This is a genomic window from Paraburkholderia kururiensis (assembly GCF_034424375.1).
Taxonomy (GTDB): Bacteria; Pseudomonadota; Gammaproteobacteria; order Burkholderiales; family Burkholderiaceae; genus Paraburkholderia; species Paraburkholderia kururiensis_A.
The window spans coordinates 6,270,751-6,296,137 of the sequence record NZ_CP139965.1 but is presented as its reverse complement, the minus strand read 5'-3'; the positions used below and the strand labels follow the sequence as shown (position 1 = coordinate 6,296,137).

The 25,387-nt window shown below is 66.8% G+C and carries 18 protein-coding genes; 9 read left to right on the top strand and 9 right to left on the bottom strand.

The annotated features are described in order from the left end of the window. Positions 1-156: 156 nt before the first annotated feature. Together U0042_RS28140 and U0042_RS28135 are read right to left on the bottom strand one after the other, a co-directional pair. Positions 157-2,580 (bottom strand): TIM-barrel domain-containing protein, encoded by a 2,424-nt coding sequence (locus U0042_RS28140; protein WP_114812741.1) that lies wholly within the window; start codon positions 2,578-2,580, stop codon positions 157-159. 31 nt (positions 2,581-2,611) lie between these two features. Continuing rightward, a complete protein-coding gene (locus tag U0042_RS28135; RefSeq protein ID WP_114812739.1) occupies positions 2,612-3,880 on the bottom strand; it encodes an MFS transporter in 1,269 nt (422 codons plus the stop codon). Between the two features lie 521 nt (positions 3,881-4,401). On the opposite strand from U0042_RS28135, the gene U0042_RS28130 reads away from it, so the two are divergent. From U0042_RS28130 to U0042_RS28105, 6 genes are all read left to right on the top strand, one after another. Then, positions 4,402-5,427 carry a LysR family transcriptional regulator gene (locus U0042_RS28130; protein WP_114812737.1) on the top strand — a complete coding sequence of 342 codons (1,026 nt, stop codon included), beginning with the start codon at positions 4,402-4,404 and terminating at the stop codon, positions 5,425-5,427. A gap of 230 nt (positions 5,428-5,657) precedes the next feature. Further along, a complete protein-coding gene (locus U0042_RS28125; RefSeq protein WP_114812735.1) occupies positions 5,658-8,855 on the top strand; it encodes an efflux RND transporter permease subunit in 3,198 nt (1,065 codons plus the stop codon). 42 nt (positions 8,856-8,897) lie between these two features. Further along, entirely contained in the window at positions 8,898-10,157 is a 1,260-nt protein-coding gene (locus tag U0042_RS28120) for an efflux RND transporter periplasmic adaptor subunit (protein ID WP_114812733.1), read from the top strand. A gap of 32 nt (positions 10,158-10,189) precedes the next feature. Further along, positions 10,190-11,761 (top strand): efflux transporter outer membrane subunit, encoded by a 1,572-nt coding sequence (locus tag U0042_RS28115; protein ID WP_198665362.1) that lies wholly within the window; start codon positions 10,190-10,192, stop codon positions 11,759-11,761. Positions 11,762-11,855: 94 nt separating this feature from the next. Then, entirely contained in the window at positions 11,856-12,542 is a 687-nt protein-coding gene (locus tag U0042_RS28110; RefSeq protein WP_114812729.1) for a heavy metal response regulator transcription factor, read from the top strand. Beyond that, a complete protein-coding gene (locus U0042_RS28105; protein ID WP_114812727.1) occupies positions 12,539-13,984 on the top strand; it encodes a heavy metal sensor histidine kinase in 1,446 nt (481 codons plus the stop codon). The genes U0042_RS28110 and U0042_RS28105 overlap by 4 nt, the downstream gene beginning before the upstream one ends. A gap of 98 nt (positions 13,985-14,082) precedes the next feature. Here the strand turns inward: U0042_RS28105 and U0042_RS28100 are convergent, their stop codons facing one another. Both U0042_RS28100 and U0042_RS28095 read right to left on the bottom strand, forming a co-directional pair. Then, on the bottom strand, positions 14,083-15,147 hold the full coding sequence (locus U0042_RS28100) for an AI-2E family transporter (protein WP_114812725.1): 1,065 nt from the start codon (positions 15,145-15,147) through the stop codon (positions 14,083-14,085). Positions 15,148-15,260: 113 nt separating this feature from the next. Then, positions 15,261-16,433 (bottom strand): metallophosphoesterase, encoded by a 1,173-nt coding sequence (locus U0042_RS28095; protein ID WP_114812723.1) that lies wholly within the window; start codon positions 16,431-16,433, stop codon positions 15,261-15,263. Between the two features lie 500 nt (positions 16,434-16,933). Between U0042_RS28095 and U0042_RS28090 the strand changes: the two genes are divergently transcribed. Beyond that, positions 16,934-17,263, top strand: coding sequence for a hypothetical protein (locus U0042_RS28090; protein WP_114812796.1), 330 nt, complete (start codon positions 16,934-16,936; stop codon positions 17,261-17,263). Between the two features lie 21 nt (positions 17,264-17,284). Here U0042_RS28090 and U0042_RS28085 read toward each other — a convergent pair whose 3' ends face one another. After that, on the bottom strand, positions 17,285-17,869 hold the full coding sequence (locus U0042_RS28085) for a malonic semialdehyde reductase (protein WP_114812794.1): 585 nt from the start codon (positions 17,867-17,869) through the stop codon (positions 17,285-17,287). 186 nt (positions 17,870-18,055) lie between these two features. Between U0042_RS28085 and U0042_RS28080 the strand changes: the two genes are divergently transcribed. Next, entirely contained in the window at positions 18,056-18,646 is a 591-nt protein-coding gene (locus U0042_RS28080; protein ID WP_114812721.1) for an alpha-ketoglutarate-dependent dioxygenase AlkB family protein, read from the top strand. A 12-nt stretch (positions 18,647-18,658) separates the two neighbouring features. Here the strand turns inward: U0042_RS28080 and U0042_RS28075 are convergent, their stop codons facing one another. Next, positions 18,659-19,093, bottom strand: a complete 435-nt coding sequence (locus U0042_RS28075; RefSeq protein WP_114812719.1) for a universal stress protein — start codon at positions 19,091-19,093, stop codon at positions 18,659-18,661. Positions 19,094-19,558: 465 nt separating this feature from the next. On the opposite strand from U0042_RS28075, the gene U0042_RS28070 reads away from it, so the two are divergent. Then, complete coding sequence (locus U0042_RS28070; protein ID WP_157977865.1) at positions 19,559-22,786, top strand: hypothetical protein; 3,228 nt, start codon at positions 19,559-19,561, stop codon at positions 22,784-22,786. Between the two features lie 41 nt (positions 22,787-22,827). Here the strand turns inward: U0042_RS28070 and mdcH are convergent, their stop codons facing one another. Genes mdcH through mdcE form a run of 3 tightly spaced genes read right to left on the bottom strand, consistent with a single transcriptional unit; the run spans position 22,828 to position 25,357 of the window. Then, positions 22,828-23,766 carry a malonate decarboxylase subunit epsilon gene (gene mdcH / locus U0042_RS28065; protein WP_114812792.1) on the bottom strand — a complete coding sequence of 313 codons (939 nt, stop codon included), beginning with the start codon at positions 23,764-23,766 and terminating at the stop codon, positions 22,828-22,830. Further along, on the bottom strand, positions 23,766-24,548 hold the full coding sequence (locus U0042_RS28060) for a malonate decarboxylase holo-ACP synthase (RefSeq protein WP_114812715.1): 783 nt from the start codon (positions 24,546-24,548) through the stop codon (positions 23,766-23,768). Before U0042_RS28060 ends, mdcH begins: the two co-directional genes overlap by 1 nt. Next, positions 24,548-25,357 (bottom strand): biotin-independent malonate decarboxylase subunit gamma, encoded by an 810-nt coding sequence (mdcE, locus tag U0042_RS28055; RefSeq protein ID WP_327205073.1) that lies wholly within the window; start codon positions 25,355-25,357, stop codon positions 24,548-24,550. Before mdcE ends, U0042_RS28060 begins: the two co-directional genes overlap by 1 nt. Positions 25,358-25,387 lie beyond the last annotated feature (30 nt).

The following is a 25,387-nucleotide window of genomic DNA, read 5'->3' as shown; positions in this document are numbered from 1 at the left end:
ATTAACGGGCGGAACGGGCTGTGGGTCGACTACAGCTACTGTCCAAGATGAGGCTTCCTGTTCGGCGATGGGCCGGATTGTAGGGGCCGCCGCAAAGCGGCGTCAACCTTTGAGTCAGGCGGTGAGGGCCGGCGCAAGCGGCCCCCCGGGGCCATGTCATGCGCCTGTTTCGATCAACACGCGCATCCAGCCTCCTTCGGCGTGCTGCGAAACGAGCGTTCCGTTCTTCGCGACAATGCGCCTCGATTCCGACGCCGGCAGCCAGACTTCGACCGGCCCCAGCAGATGACCCGGCCGCTCCATGCGTCCGGTCCACGCTACCGAAAGCGCGAGCGTTTCGGCGTCGCCTTCGGCGCGCACTTGCCAGAAGCCGACCATGCCGTCTCGCCAGGCTTCGCTCTCGCCGTCGTCCTCGATGCATTCAGCTGTGGTGGCGCCCACGCCTTCGAAGGGGACCACGATGAACGCGCGTCGTTCATTCGGTTTTGCGAAATGCTGTTCCGCCACGTTGAGCGGCACCACGCTGCCTTCGCGCACGAGCACTACGGGTTGGTCCCACGGCGCGGGCAGCGTGACGTGCCGGCCGCCCTCGAACGTTTCGCCGCTCCAGTAGGACACCCAGCGTGCGCCCTCGGGCAGCCACACCGTGCGCTCTGTCTGGCCCGCTTCCACCACGGGCGCGAACAGCAGCGCGGGGCCGACCATCATGTCGTCGCCATCGGTCGCACAGCGCGCGTCGTTCGGGAATTCGGCGAATACGGGCCGCAGCACCGGTTCGTAATGCTGCGTCGAGTCCCACAGCAGTTGGTACAGGTAAGGAATGAAGCGATAGCGCAGCTTGATCAGCGCGGCGACGTGCGCGGTGGTCTCGGGGTACATCCACGGCTCGTTGACGGTGCCGTCGTCGTTCCACGAGTGAATCGAGAAGCGCGGCATGAGCGCGCCGAACTGTACCCAGCGCACGAACAGTTCCGGTTCGGGCGCGGGGCCCGAGAAGCCGCCGATGTCGTGGCCGATGTTCGACACGCCCGACATCGCGAGGCCCAGCCCCATCTTCAGGTTGTAGCGCAGCGTTTCCCACGACGTGTAGTTGTCGCCGGACCAGGTCTGCACGTAGCGATGCATGCCGACGCCGCCCGAGCGCGAGACGAGGAACGGCCGCTGTTGCGGCGCCCATGCGCGCTGCGCGTCGCGCGAGGCGCGCATCATCAGCATGGTTTGCAGCACCTTCGCTTCGCGTGCCGGGAACGGCGAACCGAAGCCGTGCGCGACGGCATCGGGCGACCAGATCTCGAACTCGTTGTTGTCGTTCCACGTAGCGGCGATGCCGTAGCGCAGCAGGGCGTTCGTGACGTGTTCGCGCCACCACGCGAGGGTGGCCGGATTCGTGAAGTCGAGATAGGCGCCCACTTCGTCCCAGAATTGGACCCATGCCGGCTTGCCGTCGGTGGAGCGGATCAGCAACCCCTCGGCATGAGCCAGCCCGAACTCGGGATGATCCTGCAGCAGGCACGGCTTGATGTTCGCGCACAGCTTCACGCCATGTTCCAGGTAGCCGTGCACGAAGCCTTCCACGTCGGGAAATTTCTCGTGGTTCCAGTTGAACACGTAGCGCTTCGCGCCAATCGATGTGTAGCCCGAAGAAAGATGAAACGAATCGCAGAGGATGTCGTGCTCGCGGCAGCGTTCGATGAACTCGCCCATGCGCCGTTGTGCGTCGGGCGCGTCGGTGTAGGTCATCGTGGAGCCCGAGTAGCCGAGACCCCATTTCGGCATCAACGCCGGGCGGCCCGTGAGCCACGTGAAGCGGCGCACGGCGGCAAGCGGCGTAGCCGGCGAGGCAATGAAGTAATAGTCGAGGTCGCCATGCTCGGCCACGAAGTAGCGGTAGTGGCCGTGATAGTTGTCGAGCTCGCGGCCCATGTCGAAGGTGCAATCCGCGAGCATGTCGTAGAAGAGGCCGAAGCCCAGCGACGCTTCGCGGCGCCACGTGAGGTAGAACGGAATGTGCTTGTAGAGCGGGTCCGTCGTGCGCGCGCTGTAGCCCATCGCGTCCACGTTCACCATGGTGTAGCGCTGCCCGGCGCGGTCCAGGTCGCCCGCGCGTTCGCCGAGGCCCAGATACATCTCGCCCTTTTCGCGGCGCAGGTAGTGATACGCGCGATCGTCCCACCAGCCGAAGTTGTAGGCTTGGGTTGCGCGATCCCGCATCACCGAATGCCAGGCGTTTTCGCGACGCAGCGACCACGCGCAATAGCCGCCATGCAGCGCGACCTCGAGACGCACCTGCGAGGTTTCCACGACGATCTGCTCTGCCTCTTCGCGCAGCGAAAAGCGCGGCAATGCGAAACCCGAGAGGTCGAGACGCTCGCGACCTTCGAGCGGCACGTCGTCCGTACCCGGCGCGATCGACCACGTGCGCGGACTGCGCACGGTGCCGTCGGGCAACACCCGTACGCGGACGATGTCCTCTTCCAGCACGAAAATCTCGATCACCGCGCCCATCTCGCTCACGAGACGCAGCGTGTTGCCTTCTCGTTGCGCAAGTTCGAAGACAGGCGGATGCAGTAACGACGTCATCAAATTTCCTCGGTTGGGATGCGAATACGGCTCACGCCGCGGACAGCGCGCGTTCCTGCCGTGTCTGGCCGCGAATCAGCAGGATCAGCAGCGTGGCGCCGATCAGGTCGAATGCGCCGAGGCAGGCGAACAGCGGACCGAACCCGACGCGGTCGGCCAGCGCACCCACCACCAGCGAAAAGCCGAGGCCGCCCGTCCACGCCGCCATGCCGCCGAAGCCGCTGGCGGTGGCCACTTCGTCGGGGTCGAACACGTCCGCGGAGAGCGTGTTCACGAGCGCCGAAATCATCTGGTGCGCGAAGCCGCCCACGCAGAACAGCGCGATGGCCGTGTACGGCGAGGCGACGAGTCCGATGCAGGCCGGCCCGATCATCATGAAGGCACCCAGCACCACGCCGGCTACGCGCGACCACACGAGCGGAATGCGGAAGTGCTTCATCAGGAACGGCGACAGATATCCGCCCAGTATGCCGCCAAGGTCGGCGGCGAGGAACGGCAGCCACGCGAAGATGGCGATCTGCTTGAGGTCCATGTGCCGTTCGGTGGCGAGATAGAGCGGGATCCAGAAGCTGAACGTCTGCCAGGCCGGTTCCGCGAAGAAGCGCGGCAGCGCGATGGCCCAGAAGCGGCGCGAAGTCAGGATGTCGCGCACGGGGCGCTTGCTGGCGGGCGGCGCCTGGGTCTGGCCGTCCTTGATGAGGGCGAGTTCGTCGCCCGAAATGCGGCTGTGTTTCGCGGGCGAGCGGTAGAGCGCGTACCACAGCGCGGCCCACACGAAGCCGAGCGCGCCCGTCACCATGAACGCCGACTGCCAGCCGAGGCGCAGCGAGAGGAAGATCACGAACGGCGGCGCGATGAGCGCGCCAAGCGAGGTGCCGGCGTTGAAGTAGCCCACCGCCACGGATTTTTCCTTGTCCGGAAACCATTCGGCCACGGCCTTCATGCCCGACGGAATCGCCGCCGCTTCGAAGAGGCCGAGCAGACCGCGCATGGCGCCGAGCGACATCCAGCCCGTCGCGAACCCGTGCATCACGCCGCTTGCCGACCACAGCGCCGCGAACAGCGCAAAGCCGAGCCGCAGCCCGATCAGGTCCACGATGATCCCGCACACGGGCTGCATGAGCGTGTAGCCGATCTGGAACGCGCCGACCACGTACGAGTACTGCTGGGTCGACATGTTGAGGACGTGCTTGAGTTCGGGCGCGAGCACGCCGAGCGAGTTGCGCGCCACGTAGTTCATGATCGTGCCGAGGCAGACGAGCACGATGATCCACCAGCGCAGACCTTTAATCGTTTTCAAAGTTGTCTCCATCCTGTTTGTCCCGTTGCTCGCCTTTGCCGCCGCGCCGGATGACGGACGCGACGGAGCAAGCGGCTCTCTCTTCGGTCTTGGCCTCTGACCAGCCGGTTTTCTGGTAGGTTGTCGCACAACTAAATCGATCCGACGAAGGAGCAACGATCGCTTCGTCAACGCCTCCGCAGAGGGTCGACCAGACGAGGCTGCTGGCCGTCCGTCGTGCATCGGGCGACTGCGTTCGGCGAACGGCTCATGTTCTGCGTCGAACGCGTTTAGTTGTCTGATGACTGATGTTGTGCCTACCTGATCGGCATCGTATGTTCGTAAACGAGCGTCGTCAAGCCTTTTGATGTTCGATCGAACATCGAACGAAAAGAGGGGCGGTTCGGGTGCCCCCTCGCTCCGCCCGCCAGTCCAGCGGGCCGCCCAAACTGACATCATTGTCATGAACGGGTCAGCATCCAGTCACCCCCGCTCGTCCATTCTCCAGACTGGCACGAAACCCGGATGGACAGGAGTAGGCAATGGATACGCTGCGCAACATGCGGATGTTTGTAAGAGTCGTGGAGTCGGGCAGTTTCACGAAGGCGGCCTCGAACGAGGCCATGACGACGGCTCAGGTCTCGCGCGCCATCACCGACCTCGAATCGCGGCTGCGCACGCGCCTTCTGAACCGCACCACGCGCCGCATGTCGCTCACCGAGGCCGGCGAGCGCTACCTGCAGCGCTGCGAACGGATTCTCGCCGAGATCGACCAGGCCGAAGCCGAAGCCGCCGACGCCCAGGCCAACCCCGCAGGGCGCCTGAAGGTATACGGAGGATCGAGTTTCGGCCACTACGTGGTCCCGCTCATCGCGCGCTATCGCCAGCACGCGCCGGAAGTCTCCGTCGACCTCACGCTGTCGCAGCGCATGCCCGCGGTCGTGGAGGAGGGCTTCGACGTCTCTATCGTGGTGGCCGCCGAACTCGAAGACTCCGCGCTGATTTCGCAGCATCTGGGCACCACCTCGGCCATTCTGTGCGCCTCGCCCGACTATCTCGTGAAGCACGGCGCGCCGCGTTCGTTCGCGGACCTCGAGCGGCACACCTGCGTGCATCTCACCGAATCAGGGCTGCCCGCGAGCCAGTGGGTTTCCATTGGCGCAGGCAGCGAACGCTTTCGCCATGCGGGCCTCACCTCGCTCCAGGTGAACAGCCCCGAGGCGCTCGCCATTGCGATTCGCGAAGGCATGGGTATCGGTCCGCTGCCGGTGCCCGTCGCGCTGCCCGGCCTTGCCGACGGTTCGCTCGTGCATGTGTTGCCCGCGCATCGCCTGCAGCAGTTCAACGTCTACGCGCTCTACGCGTCGCGCCGCTACGTGGATGCCAAGATCCGCACGTTCGTCGAATTCCTGCGCAAGAGCGTGCCCCAGATGCTCGCGGAGCAGGAAGCCGCGCTGCGCGCGCACGACGGCAGGCTCGCCGAATTCGGCATGCGTCACCGTGCATCGCGCGACGTACGCGACGTGCGGGACATGCGCGAAGCCGAGCGGCTGCGACTCGTGAACTGATTCATACACTCGCTGAACCGCCGCCCGCGGATCGAGACCTCTACGCCGGTCCTGCCGCTTTCGACAGGCGGGACCGGCGCTCGCAGAACGGCAAGCCGCCGTTGCGGTTCGAGCCTTTCCTGACAGCCGCGCCATTTTGGCGTCATCAGTACGCCCTGCGCGCTTTCCTATCATGCGGAACCGCCCGCGCCTGGGCATGACCGCCTTTTGCTCCTGCCCGACGCTGTCACATGTGGATCGTCAATCTCGCGTTGAAGCGGCCGTACACGTTCATCGTGATGGCCATCATGATTCTGCTGGCCACGCCGTTCGCGTTGATGACCATGGCCACCGACGTGCTGCCGTCCATCAACATTCCCGTCATCAGCATCATCTGGAACTACACGGGGCTTTCCGCGAAAGACATGGCCGAGCGCATCACGTCGGTCAACGAGCGCGGGTTGACCACGACGGTCAGCAACATCGAGCACATCGAATCGCAGTCGCTGCCGGGCATCGCCATCATCAAGCTGTTCCTGCAACCGGGCGCGAGTCTGCAGACCGCCATCGCGCAAACCGTCGCGTCGGAGCAGGCGCAGTTGCGCCAGATGCCGCCGGGCGCCACGCCGCCGCTCGTCATCAGTTATTCGGCGTCGAGCATTCCGGTGATCCAGCTCGGACTGTCGAGCAACACGATGAGCGAGCAGGGGCTCAACGACATCGCGATGAACTTCCTGCGCCCGCAACTCATCACGATTCCCGGCGCTCAGGTGCCGTATCCCTACGGCGGCAAGACGCGGCTCATTTCCGTGGATATCGATTCGCAGGCGCTGATGTCGAAAGGCCTCACGCCCGCGGACGTCGTGAACGCGGTCAACGCACAGAACCTGATCCTGCCTACGGGCACCGCGAAGCTCGGGCAGACCGAGTATCGCGTGGACATGAACGCGTCGCCGGACACCATCGCCGGCCTCAATCGCATTCCCGTGCAGACCGTGAACGGCGCGACCACGTATCTGGGCGAGGTGGCGCACGTGCGCGACGGCTTTTCGCCGCAAACCAACGTCGTGCGCCAGGACGGACGGCGCGGCGTGCTGATCTCCATTCTCAAGAGCGGCGACGCATCCACGCTGCAGGTCGTGAACACGCTGAAATCGCTGCTGCCGCACGTGCGCGATACGCTGCCGCAAGACCTGAAGATCACGCCGCTCTTCGATCAGTCCGTGTTCGTGAGCGCGGCCGTGCAGGGCGTGTTGCGCGAGGCGTTGATCGCGGCCGCGCTCACCGCCGCGATGATCCTGCTCTTTCTCGGCAACTGGCGCAGCACGGTCATCATCGCGGTGTCCATTCCGCTATCCATTCTCTCGTCGTTGCTCGCGCTCGACGCGCTGGGCGAGACCATCAACATCATGACGCTGGGTGGTCTCGCGCTCGCGGTGGGCATACTCGTGGACGACGCGACCGTCACCATCGAGAACATCGAACGCCATCTGCATCTCGGCGCGCCGCTGCACGACGCCATTCTCGAAGGCGCGGGCGAAATCGCCGTGCCGGCGCTCGTCTCCACGCTGTGCATCTGCATCGTATTCGTGCCGATGTTCTTTCTCACCGGCGTGGCGCGCTATCTGTTCGTGCCGCTCGCGCAAGCCGTGGTGTTCGCGATGATCGCGTCGTACGTGCTCTCGCGTACGCTGGTGCCGACGCTCGCCATGCTGCTGCTCTCGCATCGCAAGGCGCACGCGAATGCGGCGCCTTCGCGGTTCGAGCGCATCCATCACGGCTTCGATCGCGCGTTCGAGCGCATCCGCTCCGCTTACATCGTGCTGCTGAGCCTGCTGCTCGCGCGCCGGCGAGTCTACGCGAGCGCGTTTCTCGGCTTCTGCGTGCTTTCGCTCGGGCTCGTGTTCGTGCTGGGCCGCGACTTCTTTCCGAGCGTGGATGCCGGCGACATCCGCCTGCACATGCGTGCGCCCACGGGCTATCGCATCGAAGAAACGGCGCGGCTGGCCGACGAAGTGGAGCGCACCATTCGCGAAGTGATTCCGCCCGCGCAACTGGCAACCATCGTCGACAACCTTGGTCTGCCGTATAGCGGCATCAATCTTTCGTACAGCAACGCGGGCACCATCGGCACGCTCGACGGCGAAATCCAGGTTGCGCTCAAGGACGGACATCCGCCGTCGCGCACCTATATCGACCGTCTGCGCATGCTGTTGCCGCAGCGTTTTCCGGGCGTCGAATTTTTCTTCCAGCCCGCGGACATCATCACGCAGATCCTCAACTTCGGGCAGCCCGCGGCCATCGACGTGCAGGTGATCGGTGCGAACCAGGACGCGAACATGGCGCTCGCGAGCCGCCTCTTGAAGGAGGTCCGGCAATTGCCGGGCGCCGTGGATGCGCACATCGCCCAACGCAACGACGAGCCCGCCCTCGGCCTCGTGATGGACCGCACGCGCATGCAGCAGTTGAACCTCAACGCGCAGAACGTCGCGCAGAACGTGCTGATTTCGCTGTCCGGCAGTTCGCAGACCGCGCCCGCGTTCTGGGTGAATCCCGCCAACGGCGTGGAATATCCGCTCGCCGTGCAGACGCCGCAGTACAACGTCGCGTCCGTGGGCCAGTTGCTCAACACGCCGGTTTCGGCGCGCGCCGATGCGCCGCTGCAACTGCTCGGCAACCTCGTGCAGCTGGACGCGCACACGAATCCTGCGGTCGTCACGCACTACAACATCCGGCCAGTCACCGATCTGCTGGTGAGCGTGGAAGGCCGCGATCTCGGTTCGGTGGCGGGGCAGATCGAAGAGCGCATTGCGGGCGTGCAGGCCGCGGCGCCGCGCGGCACGACGATCACGATGCGCGGCCAGGTCAGCACGATGCGTTCGTCGTATCTCGGTCTGGGCTTGGGCATTGCGATGGCCGTCGTGCTGGTCTATCTGCTCATCGTCGTGAACTTCCAGTCGTGGGCCGACCCGCTCATCATCATCAGCGCGTTGCCGGCCGCGCTTGCGGGCATCGCGTGGATGCTGTTCGTGACGGGCACGCACCTGAGCGTGCCGGCGCTCACGGGCGCGATCATGACCGTGGGCGTGGCCACCGCCAACAGCATTCTCGTGGTTGCGTTCGCGCGGCAGCGGCTCGCCGCGGGCGCGCCGCCGCTCACCGCCGCGCTCGAAGCGGGCGCCACGCGCATTCGTCCGGTGATGATGACCGCGCTCGCCATGATGATCGGCATGGTGCCCATGGCGCTGGGCCTCGGCGAAGGCGCCGAGCAGAACGCGCCGCTCGGGCGTGCCGTGATCGGCGGACTGCTGTTCGCGACGGTCTCCACGCTGCTGTTCGTGCCGCTCGTCTTCGCCGGCGTGCACAGCCGGCTCGCGCGTCGCGCGGCGGCCCGTGCCGCGCGAGGCGAGGGCGATGGTAAAGACAGCGATCCGCACGGCGGACAGTGAATGCGGCCCGACCCTGACCGCCCACATCGATCGACTGACGACATGAACGACCACCAACATCACTCCTCTCTGGATATCCAGGCGAGCACGCGCGAAGGCGGCCTCGACTTGCCGTCGCGCAGTCTCGTGTGGCGGCGCAGCCGCATTGCGGTGCTGCTGGTCGCGCTGCTGCTCGCGGCGGGCGCGACGCGCACGATCCTCGCCAATCTGCGCGACGCGCATCGGCTCGAAGGCATGACGGAGCAGAACGCGCGCCAGTACGTGACCGTGGTGCATCCCGCACCGGCGGGCGACGACGGACGCCTCGTGCTGCCCGGCACGCTGCGCGGCTATGTGGAGTCCCCCATCTACTCGCGCGCGAGCGGCTACGTGGTGCACTGGTACGCGGATATCGGGGCGCACGTGCAGCAGGGCCAGTTGCTCGCGGAACTCGATACGCCCGAGATCGACCAGGAACTCGCCCAGGCTATCGCGCAACGCGAGCAGGCGGCCTCCACGCTCGCGCTCGCGAAGACCTCGTTCGATCGCGCGCGGCAGTTGCGCGAGCGCGATGCAGTGGCGCAGCAGGAACTCGACGATCGCCAGGGCGCCTACAACCAGGACGTCGCGAACGTCGCCGCAGCGGAGGCGAACGTGCGCCGTCTCACGCAGCTGAAGTCGTTCCAGCGCATCGTGGCGCCCATCACGGGCGTCATCACGCAACGCAATATCGACGTGGGCGACCTCATCAACGCCGGCAATGGCGGCGCGGGGCGCGCGCTCTTCGCCATTGCCGAGGCCGATCCGCTGAGGCTCTACGTGCAGGTGCCGCAGGCTTACGCGCAACAGGTCGCGCGCGGGCAGCACGTGAGCGTGACCCAGGCCGAACTGCCGGGCGTGACGTTCGACGGCACCGTCACGCGTACCGCGGACGCCATCGACGTCGCCACGCGTTCGTTGCAGGTGGAGATCACGCTGCCCAATCACGACGGCAAGCTGATGCCCGGCGCCTACGTGCAGGCGGCATTGCATACCGAGGCCCCGGGCACGCTCACGGTGCCGGGCAACACGCTGCTGTTTCGCGCGGAAGGGCCGCGCGTAGCCGTGGTGGACGCGAACGGACGCGTGCATTTGCAGCCCGTCACGATCACGCGGGACCTGGGGCAGTCGCTCGTGATCGGCACGGGTGTATCGGCGCAGGACCGCATCGTCGTGAACCCGAGCGATTCGCTCGCGGACGGCGATAGCGTGATCGTCGCGCAGACGCCCGCGCGCGGTGAAGCGGGCCGTAGCGCGCCTGCGCGACGAGGGGATGCGTCGTGAAGCGCAAGGTCGTGAACGCCCACGTGAACGCCATGCGTGCGACCGCCGCGATGCTTGCGGTGGCGACGCTCGCCGCGTGCACCGTGGGCCCCGACTACCAGCGGCCGGAAACCGCTACGCCGCCGGCGTGGCGCGTCGCCCAGGGCGACACGTGGTGGCAGCCCGCGCAGCCGTCTCACGCGCCGCTCGATCCGCAATGGTGGCGCGCATTCGGCGTGGACGAACTGAACACGCTGGAAATCGAGGCGCTCGCGAACAACCAGACGCTGCAAATGGCCGTCGCGCATTACGCGCAGGCGCGCGCCACGCTGGCTTCCGTGTCGTCGTCGCTGTTTCCGCAGATCGATCTTTCCGCTTCCGCGGAGCGCGCGCGCATTTCGCAGAACCGGCCGAAGCTCAACTATGCGACGCAGAACATGTCGACGGTGCAGAACGATCTCACCATCGGTCCCAGCGTGAGCTACGAGGCTGATCTGTTCGGCCGCATTCGCCGCACGGTCGAATCCGCGAAGGCCTCCGCGCAGCAGGCCGGCGACGACCTTGCCAACGCGCGGCTCGTCCTCACCGCCGAACTCGCGACCGACTACTTCTCCCTGCGCGAGCTCGACAACGAAGTGGACGTGGTGAACCGTTCGGTCGTGCTGCAGCAGAAGGCGCTCGATTTCGTGACCGCGCAGCACGACCTGGGCGCGGTATCGGGGCTCAATCTGTTGCAGCAGCAGGCGCAGCTCGATGCCACGCGCACCCAGGCGCAGTTGCTGATCAACCAGCGCGCGCAGTTCGAGCATGCCATCGCGGTGCTCGTCGGGCAGCCCGCGCCCACGTTCGTGCTGGCGCCTGTGGTGAAGGCGCTGCCGGTGCCGAAGCTGCCCACAGGCGTGCCGAGCGACCTGCTGCAACGCCGGCCCGACGTTGCTTCCGCCGAACGCGCCATGGCCGCGGCCAACGCGCAGATCGGCGTGGCGCGGGCCGCGTATTTTCCGGACCTCACGCTCACGCCCGGCATCGGTTGGGAGAGCACGCGCTTCGCGAGCCTCTTCAGCTTGCCGAGCCTCGTGTGGTCCGTGGGCGCGTCCGCGAGCCAGGTGCTGTTCGACGGCGGCCAGCGCAGGGCGGGCGTCGCATTCGCGCAGGCGGGCTACGCCTCGGCCGAAGCGAACTATCGGCAGACTGTGCTCACGGCGTTCCAGGAGGTGCAGAATGCGGTCACGGGGCTTTCGGTGCTGGACGAAGCCGCACGCGAGGCGCATGCGGCAGTGGTGGATGCGCGCCAGCTCGTGGACCTCGCCGAAGCGCGCTATCAGGGCGGCCTCGCGGCGTTCATCGACGTGATCAGCGCCGAGCAGCAACTGCTCACGAGCGAGCGCCAGGAGGTACAGATCGAAGGGCAACGCGCGGCGCTCGTGGTGTTTCTTGCGAAGGCACTGGGCGGCGGCTGGAGTGCCGACGACGCGACGGCGCACGTCGCCGGCGATGTGGGGCGGGATGGAGCCGGTGGCGAGACGGGCGGGGCGGCGAGTCAGATGACGCACCACGCGGTGACTCAGGCAGCAAATCAAGCGGTGAATCCAGCCGCAGACAATCAAGGCAAGCGCGGCGGCTGAAGCGGTCACCTCGTGCCATGGCGCTCGCCTTCGTGAACGCGCCATGCTGCGGTCCGCACGGCACACTGCGGAGCACAAGCAGAAGGAAGGGGATATGAAAGTATTGGTGATCGAAGACGAACGCAAGGTCGTCGACTATCTGCACAGCGGCCTGACCGAACAGGGCTGGATCGTCGACGTGGCGATGGACGGCGAGGAAGGCGCGTGGATGGCGATCGAATACGACTTCGACGTGATCGTTCTGGACGTGATGCTGCCGAAGCTCGACGGCTTCGGCGTGCTGCGCACGCTGCGCGCCCACAAGCAGACGCCCGTCATCATGCTCACCGCGCGCGACCGCGTGGACGATCGCGTGCACGGTCTGCGCGACGGTGCCGACGACTATCTCACCAAGCCGTTCTCGTTCCTCGAACTCGTGGAGCGGCTGCGCGCGCTCACGCGTCGTGCGCGCGCGCAGGAATCCACGGTCATTTCGGTGGGTGACCTGCAGGTGGATCTGATCAGCCGGCGTGCCATGCGCGACGGCGTGCGGCTCGATCTCACCGCGAAGGAATTCCAGCTGCTCTCCGTGCTCGCGCGGCGCCGCGGCGAGATTCTCTCGAAGACGCTCATCACCGAACTCGTGTGGGACGTCAACTTCGAAAGCAACGCGAACGTGGTGGAGACCGCCATCAAGCGGCTGCGCGCGAAGCTGGACGGCCCGCATTCCGCCAAGCTGCTGCACACCATACGCGGCATGGGCTACGTGCTCGAAGTCCGCGAAGAAGGAGGGCCAACATGAAGCGCTCCATTTCCATGCGGCTATCCGTGATGTTCGCGGTCGTCTCGCTGATCGTCTTCACGCTCGTGGGCGTCGGGCTCTTCGTGATGATGCAGCGGCAACTCTTCAACGAGTTGCGCGCCACGCTCGACACGCGGTCCCGCGTGGCGACGCTGATCGTTTCGCATTCGCCGCTCGCCGCGAAATGGCATTTCGTGCAGGAAAAACTCGCGGACCTCTCCACGCCCGACAGTCACACGAAGTACTACATCGAAAGCCCCGACCCGCGCTTCACGTTCGGCACGCCGATCAACGGCACGCCCACGGCGGCGCCCCAAGGCCGCTACGCGAAGATCCGTCTGCCGGGGCGTCCCTACGACGTCATCACGGCCACCTACGACATACCGGGCGCCGGCGAGCGTCCCGATCTCAAGCTCGTGGTGGCGAGCGACTGCGAGCGCACCGAACGCATGCTGCACCGTATCGGCGTGGCGCTCGGCGTGCTCATCGCGCTGGCCACGCTGGTCGTGCTGCTGTTGAGCCGGGCCGTGACGCGCTTCGGTCTCGCGCCGCTCACGCGGCTGTCGCGGGAGGCCACGCAACTGAGCCCCGTGAATCGCCGGCAGCGTTTGCATTCCGACGCGTTGCCCGAAGAACTGCACGAACTGACCACGTCGTTCAACGGCGCACTGGAGCGCCTGGACCGCGCTTACGAGCGCCTCGAATCGTTCAATGCCGACGTCGCGCACGAACTGCGCACGCCCGTGAGCATCCTGATCGGGCAGACTCAGGTGGCCCTCACGCGCGACCGCTCCGTCATGCAGTTGCGGCAGACGCTGCAATCGAACCTCGAAGAGTTCGAGCGGCTGAAGGTGATCGTCAACGACATGCTGTTCCTCTCGCGTTGCGACCGCGGCGAGCGCGCCAGCGGGCTGATCGAGGTCTCGCTCGCGGGCGAGGTGGCGCGCATGCTGGAGTTCCTGGAGATTCCGCTGGAAGAAGCGCAGTTGCACGTCACCATGCACGGCGACGCACGCGCGCCCGTCAACACCTCGCTCTTCGGGCGTGCCATGAGCAACCTGCTCGTCAACGCCATCCAGCATTCGCAGGCGGGCACCATGCTGCACGTCGCGATCGTGCAGCACCGCGAGCAGGTGGAGATTGCCGTGTCGAACCCGGGCGAACCTATCGACGCAGACGCGCGCGAGCACATCTTCGACCGCTTCTATCGCTTGCAGGAAGCGCGCTCGAACAGCCGCGAAAACCACGGCCTGGGCCTTTCCATCGTGAAGGCCGTGGCGGAGATGCACAACGGCAGCGTGTTCGTGCGCAGCGAAGGCGGCATCAACACGTTCGGGTTTTCGGTGGCGGCCGGTGGCGGCTCGCAGCCGGCCCCTTCGAGCGAGCCCTCGCAACCGCGGCGCGCGGGGCGCACCACGTTGCCGGCGCAGGTGTCGACGTGAGCGAGGAGGGCGTTGCAGCGCCGTGCGCACGACGCCTTTAAACCGACACCTTTAAGCGGGGCAGCTTGACCCGAGACGCGAGTAAGCAGCGAGCCCGTTCATTCGCTGCCCGCTTCGCGTTTGTCGCGCGCGAAGAGGTCCCAGCAGGCGATGAAGAGGGCGGCGATCAGCGGCCCGATCACGAACCCGTTGATGCCGATGAGCGACATGCCGCCCAACGTCGAGATCAGGATCACCCAGTCGGGCATGCGCGTGTCCTTGCCGACCAGTATGGGGCGCAACAGGTTGTCGACGGTGCCGATCACGAGGGCGCAGAACAGAAAGAGCCCAATGCCTTTCGCGAGCGCGCCCGTCAGCACGAAATAGATCGCGACCGGCGCCCAGACCAGCGCTGCGCCGATCGCGGGCAGCAGCGAGAGCAGCGCCATCAGCGCGCCCCACAGCAGCGCGCCCTGAATGCCGATCACCCAGAACGCAAGACCGCCCAGCACGCCTTGCACGAGCGCCACGACCACGTTGCCCTTCACCGTCGCGCGAATGACGGTGGTGAACTTGCGCAGCAGATATTGCTTGCGGTCGGGGTCGAGCGGAATCGCGTCGCGCACGATGCGCGAAATGGTCTGACCGTCTCGCACGAGAAAGAAGAACAGGTACAGCATCACGCCGAAGCTCACGAGAAATTGCAGCGTGTTCTGCCCGATGGAGAGCGCCTGCGTGGCGAGAAACTGGCTGATCTGCGCGGCGCCCGCGGTCAACTTCTGCTGCAGGCCGTGCAGGTCGAATACGCCCAGGCGGTCGAGCAGCCGTTGCAGCCACGCGGGCGCCATGTGGACCATCTGGTTGAAGTACTCGCCGAAGTTCAGCCCGCCCGACTTGATGGCCGTGTAGGCCGCGATCACTTCCTGCACGAGGGTGCCCGCCACCAGCATCAACGGCAGGATCACCAGCACCACGCAGATCAGCAGCGACACGAGCGCCGCGAGGTTGCGACGCCGCCCGAGCCGTGCAAGCAGCCGGCGTTGCACGGGCTGAAAGATCATGGCGAGGATCGCGGCCCACAGGATCGTGCTGAAAAAAGGCAGCAGGATCAGGCACAGCGCAATGGAAACCGCGAGCAGCAACAGGTGAAACGACGTCTGGTTCAGGTTTTTCTTGTTGTCCATGGGAGGGCTGTGTTCGCCGTCGGGGCCTTAGGACTGTAAGGGGCCGGCGCGGTGAACGGGTCGAAACGGGTTCAAACGGGTCGAAAAAGGGATGCAGGAAGTATACGGTCGGCTTACAAAGCCGCTTCCAGCCCTTTGACCAGCCGCAGCCGGGTAATTTCCGAAGGTGCGCCCAATCTTTTCGGCGGCCCCCAGTAGCCGGTGCCGCGGCTCGTGTAGACCCACAGGCCGTCGAGACGCGCGAGGCCCGCTGTGAAGGGCTGTTGCAGGCGCACGAAGAAATTCCAGGGGAAGAACTGTCCGCCGTGGGTGTGGCCGGAAAGCTGCAGCGTGTAGCCTGCCTGCGCCGCGGCGAGCGCCGTGCGCGGCTGGTGCGCGAGCAGGATCTTCACGCGGGCATCGGACGGTGCGCCGTGCAGGGCGGCGGCCGGGTCGCTGTGATGCTCGGGGTCGAACTGCCCGGCCGAGTAATCGGTCACGCCGGCCACCACCACGCGCGCGCTTTCGTGCTCCACCACCGCGTGCTCGTTGAGCAGCACGCGCAGGCCGAGCCGCTGAAACTCGTCGATCCAGGCATGGGCGCCCGAGTAGTACTCGTGGTTGCCCGTTACGAAGTAGGCACCGTGCCGCGCGGCGAGCCGGCCGAGCGGCCGCGTGTGGTCGGCGAGCTGGTCGACGCTGCCGTCCACCACGTCGCCCGTCACGGCAATCAGGTCGGGCTCGAGGCGGTTCACTTCGTCCACGATCGCGTTCACGTAGTCGTTCTTGATGGTGGGGCCCACGTGGATGTCGCTGATCTGCACGATGGTGAAGCCTTCCAGCGCCTCGGGCAGTTGCTCGATGGGCACGTCGACGGTCACCACGCGCGCGCGGCGCCGCGCATTGACGAGGCCGATGACCGAGAACGCGACCGCGAGCGCGATGGCGAACGCCGCCGTGTCGGTGCGCCAGCGAGCGAGCGCGAGGGCGTGCGGCCAGATGGCATCGATCGTCAGCAGCGAGGCGAGCAGCACGTCGCGCAGGAACGTGGCCACGAGCAACGACGAGAAGAAGCCCATCGCGGAAAGGCCGATCCAGGCGAGGCGGTCTGCGAGCGGTTGACGGTCGATCATGCGCGCCAGCATGCCGGGCGGAATCAGCAGGCACGACAGCACGAGGTACAGCCCGGCGAGCCACTTGCCGGTGGGCGGGACGGCCAGGTCCGGAATCAGCCGGAAGCCGACATACACGTGCAGCAGCACGCCGATGACGATGAAACGGATGAAAAACGAAGAGAAGCGTCGCATACGGGCAGTGGGCGGAAGGGAAGGGGTGCCTTGCAGGGCGGTGGAACGGCATGCGGGGCAGGTCGGGCCGCGCAGGTCGGGCCGCGCCGGTGCGCAGCCTGAGTGCCGGGGACGAAGCACGCGGCAGGGTCCGCGAAAGCGTTGGCTGCGATGATTCTACCTGGAGTCGCTACAGGCTGCCGGCCGCGCAAAAAGACGGCATGGGACGCGCGGTACCGTCGTCAGCGGGGTGTGCGGCGCGGCATCGCAGGCGGCCTGATGCCATGAAGACCCACCGACGCGACCGTGCTTCGGCGTCGCCGCAATCTATGTTGGGGTCCGAATTAAGCGGGCTTTGAAAGCAGGCTTTGAAGCAGTCGGTCTATCGACTATTCTCGAATGGAACCCTGCCGCGACGGGCCTTGCGCGACTCAAGCTTGGACCCGCGCACGGACCCGCGCACGTACGTCGGTCGGCAGCGTTCGATCGCCGTCGGCATGTCGGCGGCGGGGGAGACGACCATGAGAATGACAAGGCTGGTTCACCACGGTCATGACGCTCACGCGACGCACCATCTCGGGCACGAAGGCAGCCATGTGATGCTGCCGCTCGTCGTGCTTTCGCTGATGGCGCTGGGCGTCTGGTACGGCGTGCGGCACATCGCTTTTTCGGAGCTGGGGCGCACGGCGCTCTTCGACATCGTGATGGTGTTCGTGGCGCTCGGCATCGCGGGGCTCTTCGGTGTCGCGGCGGCCTGGCTGCGCACGAGCACCGACGAGCCGCCCGAGGGCTTCTGCTTTCTCGGCGCGCTGGTGGGCGCGGTGGTGTTCTACGTTGCGCTATTCGCGTGAGCCGGCGCGAGACGACGGCCGCTAAACGATCTTCGCGGCTTCGTCGAACGGGAGCCGGGGATTGCGCGGGTGCAGCGCCGATGCATCGCCGTAGCCCAGGTTGACGAGGAAGTTCGACTTCACCGCGGTGCCGGCGAAGAACGCCGCGTCCACCTTTTGCTTGTCGAAGCCGGACATCGGACCCGCGTCGAGCCCGCATGCCCGCGCCGCGATGATCAGGTACGCGCCCTGCAATGAAGCGTTGCGAAACGCGGTGTCGGCAATCGCCGCATCGTTGCCGGCGAACCAGCTGCGCGCGTCGGTTTGCGGGAACAGCTTCGGCAGGTGCTCGTAAAAGGCCATGTCCATGCCCACGATCGCCGTGACGGGCGCCGCCATCGTCTTGTCCACGTTGCCCGGCGCGAGCGCGGGCCGCAGTTTCTCTTTCGCTTCGGGCGACTTCACGAACACGAAGCGGCCGGGACTCGAATTGGCCGAAGTGGGCCCAAGCAGGGCGAGTTCGACGATGCGATGCAGCAGCGCGTCGTCCACGGGCTCGTCGCGCCAGACGCTGTGAGTGCGAGCCTGGCGGAAAAGCTGATCGAGCGAGTCGTCGGGAAGAATCATGATCGGCACCTGATGGCGTGAAGGGAGAAGGACCGCGACGGAATGCGCAGCACGCGAACGACACAGCAAGACCCGGGACGACGCGTGCTTTTCCAGCGCCATAATAACGACCGACGCGGGCGTTCTTGTCCGCGCGTCCGCGGTTTTCCCCACTTTTTTTTGTTACGTCCGGCTACGCCGTTTGCCATGTTCGATCTCTTCGACGACGCCCCGCAACCCGATGTCGCCTGGTATCCCGACTGGCTCGCGCCGGCCGAGGCATCGCGCGCGCTCGACGACGTGATCGCGCAGACGGCATGGCAGCAGGACACCATGGGCACGCCCGCGGGGCGCGTGCCGCTGCCGCGTCTGACGGCCTGGCAAGGCGAGCCCGAGGCGGTCTACGTGTATTCCGGCATTCGCAACGTGCCGCAAGCGTGGGTGCCCGCGGTCGCCGCGCTGAAGGAGGCGGCCGAAGCGGTGTGCGGCGTGCGCTTCAACAGCGTGCTGCTCAATCGCTACCGCAGCGGCTCGGACAGCATGGGGTGGCACGCCGACCGCGAGCCCGAGCTCGGGCCCGAACCGGTGATCGCGTCGGTCAGCCTGGGTGCGACGCGGCGCTTCGATCTGCGGCACAACGCGACGGGCGTGGTGCGCTCGTTTCAGTTGAAGGGCGGCAGCCTGCTCCTGATGCGCGGCACGACGCAGGCCGAATGGCGGCACCGCGTGCCGAAAGAGCCCGACGTGCGCGGCGAGCGGGTGAATCTCACGTTTCGCTGGGTGACGCCGCGGCGTTGACACTGCACGAGGTCAACGCACGGCGGTGACCGGCACGCGCGCAATGCGCACGAGCCGGTCGAGCATGCTTTGCCGCGCGATGTGCCGGATCGCATGCAACACGCTCCTGGGCGGTGCGACCACGACGATCTCGTCGCAGCGTTGCTCGTCCGCGCAATCGGCAATGGTGGGAGCGATGGGCCCGACCTGCATCGCCACCGAGTAACGCACGTGGGCGTCGTCGAGAATGCGGGCGGCGCGCTCCAGGGCCGCGTTCGCCGCCGCGGCTTCCATGGCGCGCAGTTCCGCGAGCGGGTAGAACGCTTCGAGGCGCGTCGATTCGAGCGGCGGCTGCACGTTCAGCAGCACGACTTCGGACACGCATCGCTCGCGGTAGAGAAACGCCGCGTGCCGTACGGCCTGCAACGACCGTTTCGAACGACCCACGGGAACCAGCAGTTTCAGCATGACGAGCTTCCTTGCGAAGGGGAGGCGGGGTGCACGGGGAGAGGCGCGTGGCACGGTGGCGTTTCGCCATCGACCCTCGACCGGTCCGATTGAGGAAAGCGTAGGTGGCGGCGCGTAAAAAGGGTGTCAAAAGAGTGTTGCCGCTGAAATGTGGCTGTATATCTTCTAACGTGCCGTCAACTCCTTTTATCTCTCGCAAATTCAAGAGGCAAGGACGGTTGCGGACGTTGCTTTTGCCTTACCCTCCACTCGTCCCGCGTACGCGCTGAAAAACTTTATGCGCATAAAAATCGAATACGCGCATATTGCTCGATAGCCTTTCGTCACACGCATGACATAGTCGTGCGATCGAGCTTCGCCCGTTCGTTCCCCGGTTCGCAGGGCGGCCGTAAGGATCGCGATGAGAACCTATAGTCGCCGCTGTGCCTGTTGTCGGGCGGACAGGCCCATCCTTGGAGAGGCGACGTGACGACGATTGGAAACTGGCTCAGGAACCATTTGCTGCCCTCCGCGCCGCAGCAGCCCACGCCGCCGGCGCAGAACGAGCCCGCGACGGTCCAGTCGGTCCCGCAGACCCGCACGGCCGGTACGCAGCTCGAGTCGTTGCGCGCACTCAACCACGCCGTGCGTGGCCAGCCCACGCAGCCCGACGAACAGGCCGTGATGCGAACGGACCTGAAGGGCGACGTGGGCCGCAAGTTCCGCCCCGGCACGCGTTCCTTTCCGGTGTTGCCCGGTTACGCGCAGAACGCGGTCGAAGCCATGCCGGCACAGCCCGACGTCCAGCTTCACAAGCGCCAGGTGCGCACGCCTGACCCGAAGGCGACTGCGCCCGCTCCGGTCGAACGCCTGCGCAACAAGGACGTGAAGAAAGTGACGGGCAAGACCGACCGCACGCGTTCGCAGGCAAGCTTCGAACTCAATCATGCGGGCCCTGCGGCGCAGCGCATTGCGTCGGGCTTCACGCTCGGCGCGCATCCCACGGCGCGAGACGAGCGCGCGGCGCTGGGCGAAAAGATTCGCGATGCCATTCCCGCGGACCAACGCGGCGAGCCGCCTCACACGCTGGCGTTGATGCTGGGGCGCGCGCTCGCGGAGGTGTCGGGCGGCGACGTGAACCGCGCGAACACGCTGCTCGATCAGTTGCGCAACCCCGCCATACCGCGCTCCGACGACGAACGTCGCGATCTCTTCGCGCTGACCTGCGCGCTGTCCCGCGCGCCGCTCAGCTTCGACGCGCTTTCCATCGTCGCGCCGCACGAGATCAAGCCGGTGCCGTCCGCTTCGCCCAGCAAGACCGAGCAGAAGATTCACGACGACGCGAATCGCGAAACCCGTCGCGCCGCGGACCGGCTGCTCAAGCACTGGCCGCCGAACGAGCCGCGCCCGCGCAACATCGACGAGATGCTCGTGGCGGCCAACACCGTTCTGCCGCGCGCCGAGCGCCACGCCGGTCTCGCGAGCGACGCGCCGGACGCGGTGGCGCAAGCGCTCGCAGGCGAGCCGCTCGCGGCCAAGGCGCTGATCTGCGGCGCGACGCTCATCGACGACCCGCAGGCCAACCCCGAAACGCGCTTTCGCTCGGCGTATCTCGCGTTTCGCAATCACATCGGCGAAGCGAAGCTCGGGCAGGTGCAGTCGCGTATGTATCAGATGGTCAGGCAGGCGCAGCGCACCGCGCAGAACGCGCAGACCGGCTCGTGGCTGCGCCGCGCCGCCAACTTCATGAAGAGTCCGCGGCGCATGGGCCAGGCGGCGCAGCACACCGTCGGCGCGAACAGTTCGGCGCACGACGCGTTGAATCTCGGCACGGCGGGCGGCCTGCTGCAGCATCCCGAAGACGACTTCAGCACGGTGCTTTCCATCGACGTCGTCATGAAGCAGCTCAACAGCCGTATCGTGGCTGCGCCCGTCACGCAGTACGGACAGCAGCCCGACGCTCAGCTCGTGCAGGACGCGGTGCGCGTGGTGGCACTCGGCCAGTGGCAGCAGGCCATTGGCGCCAAGGGCAAATTGCGCCGCGGCATTGGCTTTGGGCGCACGCAGCGCGGCATCATCGAACGCGAAGTCGCGAAGATGCTGCACGTGGACCGCAAGACGGTGCGCGAAAGCCAGGCCTTCAAGGACCTGCCGAAGCAGATGACGGCCCACGAACTCGCCACCTGGGCCGAGGAATCCGGCGCGGCTATGGACGACGTGGTGCCCGATACGAGAGACCGTACGTTGCGCCAGAACATCGAACGCATGAAGGTGGTGCTCTACGAACCGGACCCGCAGGCGAGCAGCAGCGTGGAAGGCATTGCCGATTCGCTCTGTTACGTGATCGGCAACATGCCGCGCACGTGGCAGATGCAGCTTTCGAGCGGCGGCGTCTATGGCGTCAACGCCAATATTTCGGAGAACCTGGCAACGGCGCTCGGCATCGTCGGGCTGCCCGCCGCGTCCATCGCGCCCGATGTCGCGCTTCTGCGTGGCCGCCATTCGGTGGTCGAGGTCGGTTCGTCGGCGCACAACGGCCAGCTTTTCATCGGTACCGACAAGCGCGTGTCGATGCACGCGGGCGTGGGCGGCTTTGTCGGCTGGTCGTTGCTGGGCGGGCGGCTCATGGCGAGCGGCTACGGCAGTGCCGTGGCGGGGCGCGACACGAGCAAGCCGCGCGGCGTGATGTTCCGCGCGCGCGTGAGAAGCACGGAAGACCCGGCGGGCAGTCCCGAAGCGTGGCGCGACAAACTGCAGTCGGTGGTGCGCAACATCTATCGATCCGGGCCCGGCGCGCAGGCGCCGCGCTCGCAGACGGAAATGTGGGACGGCCTTGCCGATGAGTTCTACAAGGACCCGGACCTCTCCATCAACTGGCTCGAGAACGAGTCGGCCACCAACTACGCGTCTGTTTCGGGCACGGCGGGCGCGCGCTACGTGAACCCGGACGGCTACAAGTTCGGTCCCTATGCGACGGTGGAAGGGCGTGTGAGCGGCAACACGATGCATCGCGAAGACGCCACCGGCATGCAGACCGTCGAGACCGCGGTGAAGGGGCGCGCGGGCGGCGTGAACGGCACGGCGTCGCTGGTCGCGGCGCCGGCGCCCAGTCCAGTCTCGATCGGCAGCCCGTTCGGGTCGTCGTCGTTGCCGAGCACGCCTGCGTTCGGCGTCGGCGTATCGGTGTTGCAGTCCGCCACGGGCGCGGCGCTGCGCATTGCCGAGGAGGACGGCAACGTGGTGCCGGAGCGCACGTTCCGCGACACCGAATTCACGAACGTCGATCACTATCTGCAATTCGTCGACAGCCGCAACGCCGACTGGAGCGCATCGGCCGAACACGGCCAGCAGGAACTCAACGAGTACCTCACGAAGGTGAAGCTCAACAGCGGCCACGGCAACCAGATTCACGGCGAGCGGCAGCGCATGACGCCGGAAGCCGGCGCGGAGATCAACGCGTACCGCAACGTGCTGCGTCTCTACGAGGAAAGCGGCAAGCCGCACAGCGACGAAGACAAGAAGGAGATTGCGCGTATCCAGGGCGAGATTGCGCGCGTGCTGGAGTCGCCGGCAAGCTGGACGAACCAGGTGCTGTACACCTACGAGATCAACGTGAAGCAGCAGGTGAAGGGACCGATGTACGTGATCGGCGCGCAGTCTGTGAAGCAGGTGTCGGCGGAGCGGGAGGTGAGTACGTTGATGGCGCGCAATTAGCGCCACTCGGTACACGCCGGGTGCCCCGGCGTGTACCGCTTCTACTCGCCCTCCACGCCCAGCCGTCGCCGCAAGGTCGCCGCGAAGCGATCGAACGGCAACGTGGACGCCGCGAGCGCCGTGACGTCGGGATAGGCCTCGCGCGCGATGTCGGTCAGCACCTGGCCGGGCGGCGTTTCGGCGAGCACCGTTGCGCCCATTTCCACCATGACCGTGAGCGCGTCGAACCAGCGCACGGTGTAGCGCATGTTGCTCGCGAGGTCGGCGCGAATCGCCTCGCCGGTGTAGAGCGGTCTGCCGCCGCGATTGCCGATGTAGGTGTGCTGCGGCGCGCGGAACCGAAGGTCGCGCGACCACGCGTCGAGTTCGTCGGTGGCGTGGGCCAGCAGCGCGCAATGCGACGGCACGCTCACGTCGAGGCGCGTCGCCTTGCGCGCGCCCGCTGCGAGTGCGCGTTCGACGAACACGTCGAGCGCGGCGTTCGCGCCGGCCATCACGATCTGGCGTGGCGCATTGACGTTGCCCACATAGACGCGCGGATGGCCCGCGCGCGCATGCTCTTCGGCCAGGCGCTCGCATTGCGCTTCGTTGAGGCCGGAAATGGCGGCGAGTCCGTAACCCGAGGGGTACGCGCTTTCCATTAACTCTGCGCGACGGCGCACCATCTTCAATGCGTCAGCGAAGGCGACGGCGCCGCAGCTTACCGCCGCGGGATACGCGCCCACGGAGAGCCCCGCGCTGATTTCCGCATGCAGCCCCTCGCGTTCCAGTGCCCGCGACACGGCCACGCCGGCCACCATGAGTGCAATCTGCACGGCGACAGTGGAGCGCAGCGCGTCGGCGCTGCCGAGGGCGAGCACGTCCTCGCCCAGCACGTCGGATGCTTCGGCGAGCGTTTCGCGCACTGCCGCATGCTCCGGCAAACGATGCAGAAACCCTGCGCTTTGCGCGCCCTGGCCGGGAAAGAGCAGCGCGAGCATCATGCGCTCTCCGCCGACGACGCCCACGGGTCCGCCACGAGCCGCGCGCCGGCGGGATCGCGCACGAGCACGCGTGGCTTGTCCATGGCGAGTTCGGCCAGCGCGACGCCGCCCATAGGCGTTTCGAGCTGCACGTCGATGCGAAGGCCCGCGTAGGCCGCCTGGTCCGCGAGCGCCGTTTGCAACTCGCGTGCTTTGGCGCACGCAAGCCGCTGCGGCGCGCGGACCAGCAGATCGAGGTCGCTCGCTTCGGTCACGCAGGGCACGCCCGTCGCGAGTTCGAAGCCGCTGCTTCCGGCAGGACCCCAAACGAATGCCGCGAGCGGCGAAGATGCGCTGCGCAGGGCCACGAGCGCCCGCATGGCAGGCAAGCTGCGGCGAGCGGGCGCGGGCGCTGTATCCAGAAGATCTTCGGGGGCAACGGACGCTTCGATGTCCGCCACTTCGGCCCACGTGCCGTAGCGCTGCGCACGCGCGTTGCCGCGCACGCCGACGGCAACGAAGCCCGTCGCCGCGAGCGCGCGACGCACCACGACGAACGGGGCACGCGCCCACGCGTCGCGCACCCACGGCGGCTCGTCTTCATAGGCGGGCAGGCGGGCGAGACGCAGCAGGTCGTGGGCGCGCCAGCGCGCGTCGGCTGCGAGCTCAGCGGCGGCCTTCGTGTGAGCAGTGTCGCCGTTTGCATGGCCGACTCCATCAGCGAATTCGTCAGCGCGCCTGACGCCGGCCTTCGCGCCAGGCTCCGCACCGGCAAACGGCGGCGGCGCACACGCGCGCATCACGCCTCGTTCCACTGTTCGGCCAGCCGCCGGCGCACTTCGATGGACGCAGCCCGCGTCTTCTTCGCCGTCTCGGACTGCAAGCGATGCGAGAGGTCGCGCGAACCGGCGCGCGCCTCGCGCACCATCTCCACGAGCACGCCGCGCACGCGCTCGATCTGCGCATCGTTGGGCGCATCGGCATCCACACCGTCGATCAGGCGGTCCAGCAGCCCGAGCTTGGCGAACGATGCCATGGAGTACGACATGGGCACGATGGTCTCGCCCAGTGCATCGAGCGCTTCCACGGTGCGGCGCGTGACGCGTGCGGCGGCCTCCTTGCCCATGGCGTGGACCATGGTGCCGGGTGCGTCGAGCGCGACGATGCGGTTGCCCTGGTAGCCGTGCGCGAGGAACGCGCCCGACATGGCGGGCCCGACGATCAGCGCGATCACCGGATGCCCGGCCTGGCGTGCCGACGCGTAGGCATCCACGGCGGCGGCGCACGCCAGATGAATACCGAGCATTTCCTCGCGATAGCCGTACGCCTGGCTCTTCACGTCCACTACGGCGACGATGGGCCGGCGCACGTTGCGTGCGGCGTCTTCGGCCATCGCTTCGCGAACGGCCTGCGCAAGCCGCCAGCCCTGGTCGAGGCCGACCACGTTGGTTCTCGCGCGCGGGAAGCGGTTGTCGGCATCGGGCACGACAGCGATGAAGCGCGCGCGTTCGTCGCCGAGCGGCGCGTCGGCGCTCCAGACCGGCGCGGACATCGCGCTCTCGCCCGCGAGCGCACGAAACCAGCGCGCGCCGCGCGTGTCGTCTTCGATTGACCGGGTTGTCCGATCTGCCTCGCTCGC

Coding starts and splice junctions, on each gene's coding strand:
- U0042_RS28140 (WP_114812741.1), bottom strand. CDS start 2,580: ATGACGTCGTTACTGCATCCGCCTGTCTTCGAACTTGCGCAACGAGAA.
- U0042_RS28130 (WP_114812737.1), top strand. CDS start 4,402: ATGGATACGCTGCGCAACATGCGGATGTTTGTAAGAGTCGTGGAGTCG.
- U0042_RS28125 (WP_114812735.1), top strand. CDS start 5,658: ATGTGGATCGTCAATCTCGCGTTGAAGCGGCCGTACACGTTCATCGTG.
- U0042_RS28120 (WP_114812733.1), top strand. CDS start 8,898: ATGAACGACCACCAACATCACTCCTCTCTGGATATCCAGGCGAGCACG.
- U0042_RS28115 (WP_198665362.1), top strand. CDS start 10,190: ATGCGTGCGACCGCCGCGATGCTTGCGGTGGCGACGCTCGCCGCGTGC.
- U0042_RS28110 (WP_114812729.1), top strand. CDS start 11,856: ATGAAAGTATTGGTGATCGAAGACGAACGCAAGGTCGTCGACTATCTG.
- U0042_RS28105 (WP_114812727.1), top strand. CDS start 12,539: ATGAAGCGCTCCATTTCCATGCGGCTATCCGTGATGTTCGCGGTCGTC.
- U0042_RS28100 (WP_114812725.1), bottom strand. CDS start 15,147: ATGGACAACAAGAAAAACCTGAACCAGACGTCGTTTCACCTGTTGCTG.
- U0042_RS28095 (WP_114812723.1), bottom strand. CDS start 16,433: ATGCGACGCTTCTCTTCGTTTTTCATCCGTTTCATCGTCATCGGCGTG.
- U0042_RS28090 (WP_114812796.1), top strand. CDS start 16,934: ATGAGAATGACAAGGCTGGTTCACCACGGTCATGACGCTCACGCGACG.
- U0042_RS28085 (WP_114812794.1), bottom strand. CDS start 17,869: ATGATTCTTCCCGACGACTCGCTCGATCAGCTTTTCCGCCAGGCTCGC.
- U0042_RS28080 (WP_114812721.1), top strand. CDS start 18,056: ATGTTCGATCTCTTCGACGACGCCCCGCAACCCGATGTCGCCTGGTAT.
- U0042_RS28075 (WP_114812719.1), bottom strand. CDS start 19,093: ATGCTGAAACTGCTGGTTCCCGTGGGTCGTTCGAAACGGTCGTTGCAG.
- mdcH (WP_114812792.1), bottom strand. CDS start 23,766: ATGCTCGCGCTGCTCTTTCCCGGCCAGGGCGCGCAAAGCGCAGGGTTT.
- U0042_RS28060 (WP_114812715.1), bottom strand. CDS start 24,548: ATGCGCGCGTGTGCGCCGCCGCCGTTTGCCGGTGCGGAGCCTGGCGCG.